Raw genomic sequence first — 16,676 nt, forward strand, 5'->3', positions numbered from 1 at the left:
GCTTTTTAAAAATTTTAATAAAATATTCAAAATATTTTTGAAAAGAATTTTTTTTAGATATACAGGATGGCATCACAGTTTTTTTATGCCTCTTTTTGACATTCTCTGAGCGATTTTTTCACTCTCTTTGATTTTTCTTCAAATGCCCTTGCCACCATAATAAAACACTTCTTCTCTAAAAAACACTCCCTTTATCACCACAAGACCTTTAACGAGATGCGAATGCGACTGAAAAAGTCTATTATTGCAAACTGATAAGAAAAAAAGTAATGAATATCCTCCTAAAAATTAATCTTTTTTCTTCAAATACCCACACCTTTTAAAAAATTTTACCAAGTATATTTTCTTGTAAACACACTCTTTAAGTATACAATACATTGATTTATAATGATAATATATCATTTTTCATACCAGATAAGCCCCAAACATCGAAAGATTCTCTTATTTCAAATCTTTTTATCAAAATCACTCCCTTGCTCCATCACAAACAAAAAAGAAAATGATTAAAGAAAAAAAACACCTTGTATAAACGCTCTCAAGTACCAAGAGCTTTCGTAATCCTAAAAGCTAAATAATAAATGGCGCCATTTTATACCTTTATAAAATAAAGACGAGGAGCCTTACCGCGGTGTTTTCATTCATAAAAGCTTTTACATTCCACACTCGAGAAACATCATAAAATGAATTCGAGCATGCTGAGAAACATTTCCTTAAACAAGCATATGAATGTAGTAATACAATAGATGTTCGGTAATATTCCGTTTTGGACGTTCTGCTTTACATGAAAAATGTGCCCCCATTAGAGAACGAAAGTAACAAAAGCATGAAACAATGGATAATCTCTATTTCACGACAGCGCCCATGAATACTATAAAAATACCCCCATCTTTACACTTATGAAAGAACAAGCTGGCACCATCACATACTTTGCCATCTCCCAATTTTACGACAACCCTTAACACTTGAGATGATTAAGAATTTTAGTCCTATCTTGTATAGTTTCACTCGACACAGGCTCTCCTATCTGTAACATGCAAACGAATGGTTTTGATAGATTAATATAACCAGATTTGAAATAAGTGAATCCTACAATAGTTGAGATTCTAATATGAATAACAGCATATTATCATTATAAATCAATATTTATTATTTATAAAAATTATAATTATGGGCGCTTTTGAAAATTCTAGAGCCATAAATAAGGACGACAACGATGAATACGCATTAATGAGTCTGTGTTCTCGCCAAAGATAAATAAAATAGATATATGCAATACTCTCGCCTTAATCTAGCATACAAAAGCAGGTGCGACTCGCACAGCGTTAATACATCTTATGAACGCTGCTTCATAAGGTTTTAAGGTCAAATAACATCAAAAACACGACCTTCATTAAGTCCACATAGCTTCACTTTATATGGCATTATAGTGCACTGATTTTAGAAAAAGCATAGATCAATATCAATTTGAACCCGTATAAAATTGGATATTTTGGGGTGTACCGCTAAGCATTTTCAGCCCCTATAATCCGCCTTTATAACCTATAATCCGCCTATCAAAAGGATACTGCCCTAACACAAAAAAGGAGTAAAAGCCGAAATGATAGCGCCCTCAAATAAGAGAAGCGCTTCTGCTGGTTTCATAATAAAGATATTTTTTCCTATGGCTCTGCTTAATGCAATGCACATGTATCATATTCTGCTGCTAGGATGCTTATTCTGAATAAGATAATATTAAAGTAAAGCATCTTAAGTAAAGAGACCTTCACTTTATGCGATACTGGTTTTAGAAAAAACTTTGCGGATCAATATCAATTTGAACCCGAACAGAACTGGGCATTTTGGGTGTACCACTAAGCATTGCACGTATAAACCCTTGTATATCAAAAGAGCGCTGTCCTTGCAGCAAAAGCCGAAAACGATAACGCCCCCGAACCAAAGCCAAAGGCGCTTCTGCTGGTCCCATAACCGAGATATTTTTCTCCCGTGGCGCTGCTTGACGCAATGCGCGCGCATAATGTTCTGCTGCTTGGCGCTGTTGTGCAGAGACAATCAAAGAGGCAAGCCGCCCATAGGGGGGCAAATGATAATGCTGACGCGCTGCAATCTCACGTGTGTAAAAATCTTCTGGCTGGCATGAAAGTAAGGCTTTGATGACCGGATGCTCTGGTTGATAAGTTTGCAATAATCCTAAACTTTCCAATCCCACACGCCCTGCTCTTCCGGTAACTTGAGAAAGCAGCTGGTAGGTACGTTCACTTGCGCGTAAATCACCATTGGCAAGACCAAGATCAGCATCAATAACGCCAACCAGAGAGAGCTTTGGAAAATGATGTCCTTTAGCAACCAACTGTGTTCCAATAATAATGTCCACATCGCCATTTGCAATGGCTTGTAATTCGCTTCGCAATTGCCCAATCCCCCCTTTGAGATCTGTTGAAAGAATCAATGATCGCGCTTGAGGAAAAAGCATTTGTGTTTCTTCTGCAATTCTTTCCACACCCGGTCCACAAGCCACGAGATGATCTAATGTCCCACATTCAGGACAGGCTTGAGGAAGTGGTTCATGATATCCACAATGATGACATTTCAGTTGCCCTTGCGCACGATGTTCTACCAACCAACTTGAACAATCGGTACAATGAAAACGATGTCCGCAAATTCGGCATAAAGTTAAAGGTGCATAACCACGACGATTAAGAAAAAGAAGAGCTTGTTCGCCCTTTTCAAGCGTTTGTTTTAAAGCCCTTTCAAGAGCAAAGGAAATAAAGCGCCCCTTTTGCACCCCTCCTTGGCGCATATCAACCACCCGCAACTGTGGCAGTGCTACTTCTTTAAAACGGGAAGGTAAATGCACCTTTTGATAACGCCCTTTTAAAACATTGGCTTGGCTTTCAATCGACGGTGTAGCTGAAGATAAAATAACAGGAAAATGTTCAAAAGAGCCCCGTGCAACAGCCATATCACGCGCATGATAAAAAATGCGCTCTTCTTGTTTATAAGCGCTATCATGTTCTTCATCGACAACAATCAAGCCAAGCTCATGAAAGGGAAGAAAAAGCGCTGAACGAGCCCCCGCAACAACACGCACCCGCCCTTCTGCAACTTGCCGCCAGACGCGTTCTCTACGTCGTGGCGTCAAATCAGAATGCCATTCTGCTGCCGCAGCTCCAAAGCGTGCATAAAAACGATCTAAAAACTGCTGTGTTAAAGCAATTTCCGGTAATAAAATTAAAACTTGGCTACCCCCTTTGAAGGCTTGAGCGACCGCTTCAAAATAAACCTCTGTCTTTCCTGATCCCGTAACACCATCAAGCAAAAAAACTTGAAATTGAGAAGATACAACACCTTCTCGCAACATTGTTGCTGCTTCATTTTGCGCTCCCTGCAACTGAGGAGGACAAAAGTCAGGATCAGGCATTGCCACAAGATCAGGAGCAGGAACTATAACATCTTCAAAAACCCCTAGCGCTTTTAAACCTTCAACAACAGAAACCGAAGTTCCAGCCGCATGTGCCAGACCAGAACGTGTCCATATCTTCTCATTACGCACCAATTCCAAAACCCGTGATCGCGCTGGTGTGAGACGTTCTACATTTCCACCACAATATCGCAAACCCAGCATCTGCGCTTCCGGCTCTAAAGCAGCCGGTACAGACAAAACCAATCGCGCCATAAGACCAAAAGGCGCCATTGTATAGCGACTAACAAAACGCAAAAATGTGATCATTTCTGCCTTTAAGGGGGGGCAATCAAAAACATGAAGCAGAGAGCGTAATTTTTCACGCGCCACCGAACCAGACCTTTGCCCATCTGCTGTCTTCTCTCCAACATCCACAACAAAACCGCAAAGCTCACGCCCCATCACCGGAACTCGAACAAAGGAACCAACATTCACTTCCATAGAAGAGGGAACTTTATAACTATAAGCGTGAGCAACAGGAAGAGGAACCAATACGGATACAATCTTTTCCTCTATCACGTTTGAATGCATCTTTTAAACCAATCTACGACCTCTTGAACACCAACAGGTCTATACCTTATCTTTAAAAACTCTTATAAGATTCATTGCAGAATTCAATCTCTTCCCTCTATCATAACACTTCTCTCACAAGAATTCTTTTTAACACTCATCCCCTCTACCAAAGTGTCAATAAAAGAACCAATCTTATCCTCTATAACAAAAAACTCTATAGCAAAAAAACAGCGCCATTCTTCTGTGCAAATAAAGCTCATCACTATACGCATTAAACATGATATCGTCAGTGCGCTCTTCAACAAAGCGATCCCCTAGTTATGACTTCTTCCCAACACACACGTTTGTTTTTTTACCGCATCATATCTCAATTTATCTTCAACAAACTGATTTATAAAGATATAATCATCATTTTACCTATTGTAATAAAAAACCCTCAATACAGTGAATTTTCTCATTTCAAACTCATCGAGGAACATTTGTAAATCCTTATTGATGAGAGAGTATCCCATGATTTGAATTACAGGAAGAATAGTATTGCAAATGGAACCTTTACAATATTCACCTTGGCTTTGTGCCAAAACGTGGAAACACGTGTATACATCTTTCAGCTTGATTGAGAATCAAGCAACAATACAAGCAGCACAAAAGCGTATTGTTGAAGAATGGGGAACACAGAATAAATCAATGTATTGACCATAAAAAACACTTCATGTGTAAAATTTTACATGCCTTCTTCAATGGTGTTTTACCATAAAATAAATCCATTCGCTTCTATTAAAAATGAGGTTAAACCTACTTCCTGAAAAAGGAAGGGATCTTATGATGCACTCTCAAATATCAAGAGCAATCGCAAATAGGAAATGAGCAAAGAATGTGATAATGCTAGCTTATTTTCATAAGTATAAAAATACCGCTACGCAAAGATGCCAATACACAAAAATGTTTGTACACAATGAGTCCTATATCTTTCATGAGCAACGCTACAAAATGGGTGTGGAAACAATGAATCATATTGCTTTACTACAAACAGGTACATGGTTAACACCATAGCATTCTTGTTCTTTGACACAGAGATTAATTCTTTCTCTTGCTTTTGCAGTCAACAATAGCGCATAACAAAAAATAGGATAAAAGCTAACAAGAAGAGGTTAGAGATGAAGTTTTTTGTGGATAGCGCCAATATTGAAGAAATCCAAGAGTTACAGAATTTAAGCCTTGTTGATGGTGTCACCACCAATCCCTCTCTTATCCTAAAATCAGGACGCAATATTCTTGATGTTACAAAAGAAATTTGTGCTCTCATTAGCGGACCTGTTTCTGCTGAAGTTGCAGCAACGGAATTTGAAAGCATGATGAAAGAAGCGGCTGTTTTAGCAAAGATTGCCGACAATATTTGTATCAAGCTTCCTTTAACACTCGATGGTTTAAAAGCCTGTAAAGCCCTTACAGCAGAAGGACTAAAAACAAATCTCACCCTTTGTTTTTCTGCCAATCAAGCCTTACTTGCAGCCAAAGCAGGCGCGACATTTGTTTCGCCTTTTATTGGTAGACTAGATGATTGCGGAAATGATGGAAGTGAACTGCTTCATGAAATTCGCACAATTTATGATAACTATAACTTTGAAACACAAATCTTGGCCGCTTCAATCCGCACCGTTAATCATGTCAAAGAAGCAGCACTCAGTGGTGCTGACGTTGCAACAGTTCCACCAGCAATCTTAAAAGCACTGGTCAAACACCCTCTCACTGAGAAAGGATTGCAAACATTTCTCAACGACTGGAAAAAAACAGGACAAAATATTGCTTAATGGCTAGAAGTTTTATTCGAAAGATCTTTTGAAAGTAACAAAAAAATCTGTTCAGCCAACTCTTCCGCAACACGTTTTTTTGCATCCTCTTCTGCTTGCAGCGTTGCATATTCTTGACGAAGTCGCTCAAAAGATGCATTCATCATTGCTGTTCCTTTTGCAACAAGAGTATTTTTCATATCCTGCAAAGTGTAAGAAGCTTTGCTCATAACAGTTCCAACAGAAGGTCGTCCCTTTCGTTTTTTCTCGAAATCAATCTCTACCTGCATAGATTCTCTTGTAAATACGGATATCTGCAATGCCAATTGATAAGCAGGTAGAGAAGGTTTGGCACCATTTCCATACAAAAGAAACAGCAGATGATTGCGCACCATTTGACCAAAACGATCCGAAGGCTCTTCCACAACAATAGAGGCGAGCTTTGCTGAAAGCCCCAAAGAAGCTTGCCCAGAAACAAGATTCCTATAGGAAGCAGAATTCATTGTCATTGCACTTTGCAACTCTTGACGGTAAAGCGGCTCAACTTTGCATCCACACAACAGTGTGAATATACCAGCTAAAACGACAAGAATAAAACTTTTAAAAAACGACATTCACAATCCTTTGTGGAACAATAATGATTTTTTTCACAGGCTTTTCAACCAGCTGCGCCTTTACAAAATCTAACGCCAAAACCGCTTCTTTAATCATCGCTTCATCAGCAGTTGCTGCAACGCTCACCTCACCGCGTTTTTTACCATTAATTTGTACTGGCAAAGTATAGCATTCCGCAACGGTTAACGCGCTGTCATAAACAGGCCAAGCAAGCGCAGACATTAAAGTTTTTCCTCCTAAAGCAGCATGACATTCTTCTGCTAAATGGGGCATCATGGGTGCAATCATGGCAAGAAAAAAATCCATGGCTTGACGTAAAGAAGCTTTCATTTCATCGTCAACACTTGCTATCTTGTTGAGCAACGGTGCCATAATATTCAAGAATTCATAAAGGCGTGCAATAGCCCGATTAAAAGCAAATTTTTCCAAATCATCTTCTACAGCGCAAAGCGTGCGATGTGCGACCTTTGAGAGTTCCAAAGCTGCCCCCTGATGCCCTGCACAAGGCGCCACGTCCTTTAAAACAGAAGCACTCAAAGCCACATGGCGCCAAACACGCTGTACAAAGCGATGGGCTCCTTCAACACCAGATTCTGTCCAGATGACATCCCGATCAGGGGGAGAATCTGACAACACAAACCAACGCACAGTATCCGCGCCATAGGATGCGATAATATCATCAGGATCAACGACATTCTTTTTGGATTTCGACATTTTTTCAATCGAACCAATCATCACTTCACTTTGATCAGTCAATTTGTAAGCCTGTCGTTTTCCATCCTTTTCAACAATGGAAATTTCTGCTGGAGAAACCCACCCTTGATCATCCCGATAGGTTTCATGCACCACCATACCTTGGGTAAAAAGCCCCTTAAAAGGCTCATCAACCCTCACATGGCCGATCAATTTCATGGCACGCATAAAAAAGCGTGCATAAAGAAGATGAAGAATGGCATGCTCAATTCCACCAATATATTGTTGCACAGGCAACCATTCAGAGATTGCTTGTTTGTCAACAGGTTCCTGCGCAAAAGGAGCCGTAAAGCGTGCATAATACCAAGAAGAGTCAACAAATGTATCCATGGTATCGGTTTCACGTTTGGCAGGTTGACCACAGGAAGGACAAGTAACGTTCTGCCACCTTTCATGCCGTGCAAGAGGATTTCCAGGTTGATCAAAAGTAACATCATCAGGCAACACAACTGGCAAATCAGTCCGTGGTACAGGGACAACGCCGCAAGATGTACAATGGATCATCGGAATGGGGCACCCCCAATAACGTTGACGCGAAATCCCCCAATCACGCAAACGAAATTGCACTGTTTTTTTCCCTTGCGGTTGCCCATTGAGCATTTGTTCTTCAAGCCTTTTGGCTGCTTCTTCAAAAGCTTGTTGAGGTGTCAAACCATCCAAAAAGCTGGAGTTGATCATCACACCATCACCCGTATAAGCTGTTTCAGCAATGACAAAATCTTCTGCTTGCTTTCCTTTTGGCAAAACCACCGGTTTTATTGGAAGATCATATTTACGCGCAAAATCAAAATCTCTCTGATCATGAGCCGGACAACCAAAAACAACCCCTGTTCCATAATCCATAAGCACAAAATTCGCGATATAAACAGGAATATGTACTGTTGAATCAAAAGGATGAACTGCCAAAAGGGGCGTAAGAAATCCTTGTTTTTCAGCTGTTTCAAGTGCTGCCGTTGTCGTTCCACCACATCGACAATTTTCGATAAAAGCACTCAACGCTTTATCTTTCTTTGCTAAAGCTTGTGCAATAGGATGATCAACAGACACAGCTAAAAAAGAAGCGCCAAAAAGTGTATCAGGACGTGTTGAATAACAAACAACCTCATCAAATGTCTCACAAACATCATCAACACCACTTGCATCATCAGTATCCGCAATCGACTTTAAAGCCCAACGAATCAGTAAACCTTGCGATTTTCCAATCCAATTTTTTTGCATCGTGCGAACTTTTTCCGGCCATTGCTCCAGCTCTTCAAGCCCGGCCAAGAGCTCTTCACTAAAGTCGCTAATTTTGAAAAACCACTGCGTCAACTCACGTTGTTCCACCAACGCACCAGAACGCCATCCCCGCCCATCAACAACCTGCTCATTTGCCAAAACAGTATGATCAACAGGGTCCCAATTCACCTTAGCCACTTTACGCGCAACCAACCCCTTCTGATAAAAATCAAGGAACAACATTTGTTGACGATGGTAATACTCCACATCACAAGTCGCAAATTCACGCGTCCAATCGAGTGAGAGCCCTAATTGCTTTAATTGCCCGCGCATTACAGCAATATTTTGATAAGTCCAAGTTTTAGGATGCACTTTGCTTTGCAGAGCAGCATTTTCAGCCGGCATACCAAAAGCATCCCAGCCCATAGGATGAAGTACATTAAAACCCTTTGCCCTTTTATAGCGTGCCACCACATCCCCCATGGCATAATTGCGCACATGCCCCATGTGAATGCGGCCTGACGGATAAGGAAACATTTCTAAAACATAATATTTTTCACGAGCATCTTCTTGAACAGTCTGAAAAATTTTCTTTTCATCCCAAATTTCTTGCCATTTTTTTTCTCTCGCACGTGGATTATAGCGTTCGCCTATATTATAATGTTCAATCGTCATTCCCATTATACTCTTTTAATAAAACTGCACCAAAAAACTTGTTTTATTATGCTTGACCATGGATTAAGCTCATCGTCAACATTTTCGTGAAATATTTCCCTAAGTATTTTATAAAACTTTTAAAAAAACGACCAACTCTTAAACAAAAAAGGTAAAGCACAAAAATATGAATACACAAACGCCCCTCGATGCCCCTTCCATTGAAACATGGCAAAACCTTCAAAAAGACATTGCTGAAACATGTCAAGAGCTACAACGCCCCGTAGAAGAAATTGAACTTATCGCTGTTTCAAAAACTGTTTCTGCCGCTGATATACGTCCCCTTTTGCAAGCAGGCCAATCTTTATTTGCAGAAAACCGCGTACAAGAAGCGGCACAAAAATGGCCCGAGTTACGTCAACAATTTGAAAATATTAAACTTCATCTCATTGGTCCCCTACAATCAAATAAAGCCGCTGAAGCTATCAAAATTTTTGATGTCATTCAAACGGTTGATCGTGAAAAAATAGCCAAAATTTTGGCGGAAGAAATGCAAAAACAAAAAAGGCATCTTCCCTGCTATGTTCAGGTTAACATTGGCTTAGAACCGCAAAAAAGTGGTATCGCACCACAAGAAGCGACATCTTTTGTCGACCAATGCAAAAACAACTATGGACTTAATATCATCGGTCTTATGGGCATCCCCCCTGTCGATGAAAACCCCGGACCCTATTTCGCACTCTTAGCAAAATTAGCAAAACAAGCCGGTCTTCCAAAGCTTTCCATGGGCATGTCCAGTGACTTCAAAATTGCTCTACAGTTTGGCTCTAACGTCCTTCGCATTGGCTCCGCTTTATTTGGAAAACGCCCTATGTAAAGCAATTTCCCTTCATATAAATCTCCATTGAAAATTCTACGAACAAACCCAAAACAACAAAAATGAGAAAAAACATTCCCCTCAAAATCAAGAAAAGCGCAACTCTAGCAAAAAAGATTCCAGTCCCTCTTTCATCCTGTTAGCAAAATAAGCAAAAATGCTCTTCCTAAGCTTCTCACCAGCCCTGCTCAACCCATAAAATGACTTCAAAACAGCCCTGCTTAGGCTCTCATATTCCCACACATTGGCTCTACTTCGCCTCCCCTCTGACCGCCTCTCCAGCAAAAGCAACATAAAAATAAATCCTTATATAAAGGCAAAATGATAAGAGAGGCGTTGTGCATTCATAAAAAAACTGTCGCAAAATCACTAATAGCAAAAGAATATTCAATAGGATTGTCGCAATGATTTCCATTAAAAACCACGAATTCTCTTAACTTCTCCAACACGCGTAAACAATTTCCTCACATGCCAATGGCGTAAAGCAGGCAAAAAAGGCTTATAGCTGCATAATACAGTAACAAAACTCTTTCATGTAAGTCACGTGAGCAAAATAAACATCTCAAATGCCCAATAGAGCACCAAGAGCCGCGCTAAACAACATGACAGCAATCTATATGGTTCAAGGATAGCATAGAGGCTTTCTATGCTCTACAAAGCGTAAATACAGTCAATATTGGCCTGAAAAGTAAAAGAACGAATCCCATGTATATGCGCATAATACACGTAGGAGAAACAATGGCAATGAGACTGATTTCAATAACGATATTCCTTTATCGTTCTTGTAAACAAAGAGAAAAACTTCAACTTTTTATATGCGCAATTTTTCTAATTTTAAACTTCAATTAAGCAAAAATATGGTGTAATTTCTTATATTTTAAAATATTACAAATAATACTATTATCCTATTAAGAATAAAATTTAATATATACATAAATAACTTATCATTTATACAGTATTTTTATTACTATTTTTAAAGTTTATCTTTGTCATTTCTCTAAAATACGTGATATCCATTTGAAATGTATCATTATGATGCTACTTTTAATGTAGATAATTAAGGAGAATTAATATGTTTGGTTCATTCAACACATTTGGTCATATGGCGACAAAGCCTTCTTTTGGTCATTCGCACAATTCAAGACCTACTCATGGAAATGCATGTAGTCCTAATGCTTTTATGTCTCACATGAAAGCACAGGGTTTTGACTATGCAGTTGCAGGAGGGATAACCGGAGCAGCACTGGGAGCTATAACTGGTCCAGGTGCACTTATGGGTGGCCTTACTGGTGCCACGACTGGTTTCTTCGGAGGTTTTGGTTTAGGGTTCGTACAGAAAGTTCATGAGTGTTGGTTCTAATTTGTAGAGAGCAACTATAAAGATATCTCTGAAGATAATAATTTGTAATTTTTTTCGAAAAATATCTAAATTATATTATCTACAATTATTATTGAGACGGACTTCAGAGATATTTATAATTTGTAATTATATTATAACTTGGATTTCGTGATGACAGATTTTGCTTATAAAATCATTGAATCGCTTATAGCAACATTTTTTTTGGTTTAATATATCTTTTTTATTATTGGAAAGATTCTCTAAAAAAATCATTATTAATAAGCTCAATATTCTTTCTTGTTAGTCTTTTATTTAATGATAGTGGTTTATATCAACTTGTAAGGGATATTTTATAATAGACATTTTTTAATGTCTTTATGCCTTTATAAAAGGCGCTATACCGCAATAGGTTTTACCACATTTGAGTATCCTAAAAGCATAGAATACCCTCTTTAATATCATCACATCAGATTTAAAAATTGACTATTCTAATCTTTGTCATTTAGTCTAACCTCACAATGAAAAGCTTTTGGGAAAACTCTGCCACAAATATAAAAATACAATGGCTGATTTTTCTAAAAAATAAATAAAAAGAGGGAAGCATGACTGAAAAAATCTATCCAGTATCAGAAGAGATCAAAAAAAATACTTTACTCGATGAGGAAACTTATCAACAATGGTATCGAGAAAGTATCAATGATCCAGAAAGCTTCTGGGCCAAACATGGTCAACGCATTGAATGGTTTAAACCTTTTACAAAAGTAAAAAACACTTCTTTTAACGGAGATGTATCAATTCAATGGTACGAAGATGGGATAACAAATGTTGCCTATAATTGCATTGATCGCCACCTGAAAACCCATGGAGACAAAATTGCGCTCATTTGGGAAGGAGATAATCCTTATCACAATAAAAAAATAACCTATAACGAGCTTTATGAACATGTTTGTCGTTTTGCCAATCTTTTGAAAGGTCGTGGAATTAAGAAAGGCGATAAAGTAACCATTTATCTTCCTATGATTCCCGAAGCAGCCTATGCTATGCTCGCCTGCGCCCGCATTGGTGCTGTTCATTCGGTTATTTTTGCTGGCTTTTCTGCTGAGGCAATAGCAGGACGCCTTGTTGACTGTGAATCAACCTTCATCATTACCGCTGATCAAGGCTTGCGTGGCAGCAAACGGATCAACTTAAAAGACAATGTTGATCATGCTATTGAGATAGCAGCGCGCCAAAACGTGCATGTAGACCAAGTCATGGTTATACGGCGAACTTGTGGACCCATTCAATGGATAAAGGGGCGTGATTTTTGGTACCATGAAGAGATAGCTCATGCCAAAACAGACTGTCCACCAGAACCCATGAACGCTGAAGATCCGCTTTTTATTCTTTATACTTCCGGCTCCACCGGCAAACCCAAAGGTGTTTTACATACCACAGCGGGCTATCTTGTTTTTGCCTCGATGACACATCAATATGTTTTTGATTATCACCCCAATGAAGTTTACTGGTGCACAGCTGATATTGGTTGGATTACCGGTCATTCTTACTTGGTTTATGGACCTTTATGCAATGGTGCGACTACTTTAATGTTTGAAGGCACACCAACCTTTCCTGACAAAGGAAGATTTTGGGAAATTGTCGACAAGCACCAAGTCAATACACTCTATACCGCACCAACAGCTATCCGCGCTTTAATGGGAGCAGGAAATTCGTTTGTTGAACACTCAGACAGGACATCGTTGCGTCTTTTAGGCACGGTAGGAGAACCTATTAACCCAGAAGCATGGGAATGGTTTTATCATACAGTTGGAAATGACCGTTGTCCGATTCTCGATACATGGTGGCAAACAGAAACAGGGGGGCATATGATCACGCCCTTGCCTGGTGCAACACCCCTTAAAGCAGGGTCAGCCACACGTCCTTTCTTTGGTATTCAACCCCAAATTGTTGATGCTCAAGGCAATGTTTTAGAGGGTGAAGCAGAAGGCAATCTTTGTATCAGTGATTCATGGCCCGGACAAATGCGCACACTTTATAAGGATCATGAGCGCTTTATTCAAACTTATTTTTCCTCCTATAAAGGAAAATATTTTTCAGGCGATAGCTGTAGGCGCGATAGCGACGGCTATTATTGGATCACAGGACGGGTTGATGACATTCTCAATGTCTCGGGACACAGGTTAGGAACCGCTGAAATTGAATCAGCCCTTGTTTCTCATCCCGCTGTATCAGAAGCAGCCATTGTGGGTTATCCGCATTCCATTAAAGGACAAGGAATTTATAGTTTTGTGACCCTCATGGAAGGGACAGCGCCAAGTGAAGAATTGCAAAAAGATCTTATCAAGCATGTGAGACAAGAAATAGGCTCTATTGCCATATTGGATAAAATTCAGTTTGCTCCGCAGCTTCCCAAAACGCGATCAGGGAAAATTATGAGACGTATTTTACGAAAAATCGCCGAAAACGATTTTGATACTCTTGGAGATATTTCAACGCTTGCCGAACCACAAGTTGTTGAAGATCTGATTGCTAACCGACAAAATTAAAGAACCCACAAAGAAATATAACATACGGTGGTTTTTGTTTTTCTGCTAAAATTATCTCAGCATTGTTACGAAAACCACCGATGAGAATAAAAAAACAAAACAATTCATTAGAAGCTCAATAATTCTAACAACAAACGCTTTTCTCATAACAGGTAAGAAATAATTTAAGCAAAAACCTTAGGAATGGAATGCAAACAAGAATAAGAAAGTAAGATAAAAAGAGCAACATAGCTTTTTAAAATCGCCCAATACCCACTCAATGCAAAAAAGCCTCTGATAAAGAAGGAAAAATAGTTCTGATGTTTATGCTAGAATCACTTTGAAATTCCTGCTAAAATCATAAATAAAACTAAAAAGAGAAAGTATAAGTGATAATATTTTTGAGCAAAAATATTTATCTATAACGAGGGTGTATAAAAAATATTGAAAACCATGAAATCTAAAATAAACAATCTTACAACAAAAATCTAAAGCAATGAAAGTAAGAGTTCTTAGAATAAATGATGCAATATAAAATCAGGAGTAATAATAAAAAGTGATTCATTTTGAAAATGTCGGTCTACGCTATGGAATGGGACCTGAGGTCCTTCGTGATATTAGCTTTCATATTCCTCCTGGATCATTTCAATTTCTCACTGGCGCCTCTGGAGCAGGGAAAACGTCGTTGATGCGCCTTATGTTTTTGGCACTCAAACCCACCCGCGGTCATATTGATCTCTTTGGAACAGATACAGCATTACTCAAACGACAAGAGCTCCCTGCGCTGCGACAACGTATCGGTGTAGTTTTTCAAGATTTTCGTTTACTCGACCACATGACCACTTATGAAAATGTCTCCTTACCTTTACGCATTAAAGGACAAGAAGAAGCAACCTATCGCAGTGAAGTAGAAGATCTTCTCTGTTGGGTAGGTCTTGGAGATCATATTCATGTTTTACCACCAGTTCTTTCTGGCGGAGAAAAACAAAGGGTAGCCATTGCACGCGCACTCATTGATCAACCTGAAATTCTACTTGCCGATGAACCCACCGGAAATGTCGATCCGCCCTTAGCAAAACGCCTACTCCGTTTGTTTATTGAATTAAACCGTTTTGGAACGGCTGTGATCATTGCTACCCATGATATTGCCTTAATGGAACAAGTTGCAGCACGACGTATGCTTCTCCATAACGGACGGATGACGATTCATGAATAAGTCTTTCCCCATTTTTACAAGCAATAAAAAAAATACAACAGCGATTATTCCCAGTGGTAATATTTCTGGAAAAGCATTGGTTGCCGTGATTGCTATTATGACATTCCTTTCAAGCCTCACCTTAATCGGTGTTGATTTAGTCCAACGTGCCGCCCAAAATTGGAGTAATCAGATTAGCTATGAAGCAACAATACAAATACGCCCCATGGACAATGTTGATATCAACAAAGCTCTCCGTGATGCCGTACAATTAGTTAAAACATTTTCTGGTGTACAAGATGCAAAAATTGTTGACCAAAAAGCTACAGAAAAATTACTGGAGCCATGGCTTGGAACAGGCCTCAATGTCAATGAATTGCCCCTTCCCCGCCTTATCATTGTGACTCTGAAGAGAGATGAAAAAATCAATTTTGCAGCCATTAATCACGCCATTAAAACCCAAATTCCAGGAGGTCAATTTGATGATCACCGTGTTTGGGTCCATCGTTTTGCAACCATGGCACACACCACTGTTTTCATTGGTTTTTCAATTTTAGTATTGGTTCTAGGCTCTCTTATTCTTACCATCATTTTTGCCACCCGCAATGCATTGGCAGAAAATACACATATTATCAATGTCTTATACTTCCTTGGTACTGAAACTCTTTTCATTGCCCGCCAATTTGACTGGCATTTTTTTAAAACTGCGCTGCGTGGTGCTTTATATGGTGGTCTCACAAGCATATTTCTGTTTTCAGCTTTTTGTCTCTGGACGAATTATAACTTGGGAAGAGTGGAAGCTAGCCAAGTAACAGCTTTGTTTGGACATCTTTCCATAAGTTCCGTTCCTTACGGAAAAATCATTTTTCTTATTATTTCCATTTCTTTTCTTACCACCCTTACAAACCGCATGACTATTTTAGCGCAACTGAAAAAAATCGATCAATGTGAAAACGGTTTATTTTAATTTTATGACTCACCACTCCTGCCATTCCAACTCATTGACGCAAAAAAATTTAGAACGTCCTCTTCTAAAACGGCCCCATTATCGTTGGTCTCCCCGCTTTTTATTTTGCTATTTTCCACCGACAACACTTACTCTTGCAATCATTTTTTTCATTTTCTGGGGCGGTTTTATTGTTTTTTCTGAAAAAACTGAAGGACTTGTCCCCCCAACACCTCTCCCCAAAGCGGATGCCATCATTGTGCTGACAGGCGGAGAAAACCGAATAGAGACAGGACTCCATCTCTTACAAAGGGGGCTTGGTTCACGACTCCTTATCAGTGGCGTAAACACCACAACCAATCTGAAAAGTCTCATACATAACATGCATATTACCCCACGGCTTGTCTCCTGTTGTATTGACATTGGACATCAAGCGATTAACACCAGAGGAAACGCTACAGAAAGTGCTGCTTGGATCAAAAAACACCACTATAAAACCCTTTATATCGTCACCCATGATTACCATATGTGGCGCTCGATGCGAGAACTTAAATATTTAATGCCTGATATCCATTTCATTGCCTATCCTGTTAAAAAGAGCGATGCTGAAAGCGCAATACAACAGATCAATCAAATCCGCATTCTTCTATTTCAATATATTAAAACGCTCCAAGTCTATCTCAGAACCGCATTCTAGTCTTTATCCTTCTGACTTTTTAAAAACCTTGCCATCTTCTGACCGCTTCATACCGTTCTTTCCATACCCTTCCACACGAAGTTGCCTCTATAAA

The 16,676-nt window shown here is 39.2% G+C and carries 10 protein-coding genes; 7 read left to right on the plus strand and 3 right to left on the minus strand.

From position 1 onward, the window contains the following. Positions 1 to 1,783: 1,783 nt before the first annotated feature. The gene (locus tag ACFIK6_RS04000; RefSeq protein WP_375641869.1) at positions 1,784 to 3,991 is read right to left on the minus strand and encodes a primosomal protein N'; all 2,208 of its coding nucleotides are present in this window, start codon (positions 3,989 to 3,991) and stop codon (positions 1,784 to 1,786) included. 1,139 nt (positions 3,992 to 5,130) lie between these two features. Between ACFIK6_RS04000 and fsa the strand changes: the two genes are divergently transcribed. Continuing rightward, positions 5,131 to 5,784, plus strand: a complete 654-nt coding sequence (fsa, locus tag ACFIK6_RS04005; RefSeq protein WP_375641870.1) for a fructose-6-phosphate aldolase — start codon at positions 5,131 to 5,133, stop codon at positions 5,782 to 5,784. On the opposite strand, the gene ACFIK6_RS04010 is transcribed toward fsa, so the two are convergent. Both ACFIK6_RS04010 and leuS read right to left on the minus strand, forming a co-directional pair. Then, entirely contained in the window at positions 5,781 to 6,377 is a 597-nt protein-coding gene (locus tag ACFIK6_RS04010) for a hypothetical protein (RefSeq protein WP_375677392.1), read from the minus strand. The two genes, fsa and ACFIK6_RS04010, sit on opposite strands and share 4 nt — an antisense overlap. After that, positions 6,364 to 9,024, minus strand: a complete 2,661-nt coding sequence (gene leuS, locus ACFIK6_RS04015; protein ID WP_375677393.1) for a leucine--tRNA ligase — start codon at positions 9,022 to 9,024, stop codon at positions 6,364 to 6,366. The genes ACFIK6_RS04010 and leuS overlap by 14 nt, the downstream gene beginning before the upstream one ends. A 166-nt stretch (positions 9,025 to 9,190) precedes the next feature. On the opposite strand from leuS, the gene ACFIK6_RS04020 reads away from it, so the two are divergent. The 6 genes from ACFIK6_RS04020 (at position 9,191) to ACFIK6_RS04045 (ending at position 16,582) form a co-directional block, all read left to right on the plus strand. Then, the gene (locus ACFIK6_RS04020) at positions 9,191 to 9,880 is read left to right on the plus strand and encodes a YggS family pyridoxal phosphate-dependent enzyme (RefSeq protein WP_375641873.1); all 690 of its coding nucleotides are present in this window, start codon (positions 9,191 to 9,193) and stop codon (positions 9,878 to 9,880) included. A 1,072-nt stretch (positions 9,881 to 10,952) separates the two neighbouring features. Further along, positions 10,953 to 11,240 (plus strand): hypothetical protein, encoded by a 288-nt coding sequence (locus ACFIK6_RS04025; RefSeq protein WP_375641874.1) that lies wholly within the window; start codon positions 10,953 to 10,955, stop codon positions 11,238 to 11,240. A gap of 581 nt (positions 11,241 to 11,821) precedes the next feature. After that, entirely contained in the window at positions 11,822 to 13,765 is a 1,944-nt protein-coding gene (acs, locus tag ACFIK6_RS04030) for an acetate--CoA ligase (RefSeq protein WP_375641875.1), read from the plus strand. Positions 13,766 to 14,300: 535 nt separating this feature from the next. Then, on the plus strand, positions 14,301 to 14,960 hold the full coding sequence (gene ftsE, locus ACFIK6_RS04035) for a cell division ATP-binding protein FtsE (protein ID WP_273723097.1): 660 nt from the start codon (positions 14,301 to 14,303) through the stop codon (positions 14,958 to 14,960). Then, a complete protein-coding gene (locus ACFIK6_RS04040) occupies positions 14,953 to 15,906 on the plus strand; it encodes a cell division protein FtsX (protein ID WP_375641876.1) in 954 nt (317 codons plus the stop codon). Before ftsE ends, ACFIK6_RS04040 begins: the two co-directional genes overlap by 8 nt. Before the next feature lie 4 nt (positions 15,907 to 15,910). After that, the gene (locus tag ACFIK6_RS04045; RefSeq protein ID WP_375641877.1) at positions 15,911 to 16,582 is read left to right on the plus strand and encodes a YdcF family protein; all 672 of its coding nucleotides are present in this window, start codon (positions 15,911 to 15,913) and stop codon (positions 16,580 to 16,582) included. Positions 16,583 to 16,676 lie beyond the last annotated feature (94 nt).

The sequence above is a fragment of the Bartonella sp. AS69XJJH genome (genome assembly GCF_042195585.1).
In the GTDB taxonomy this organism is placed as follows: Bacteria; Pseudomonadota; Alphaproteobacteria; order Rhizobiales; family Rhizobiaceae; genus Bartonella.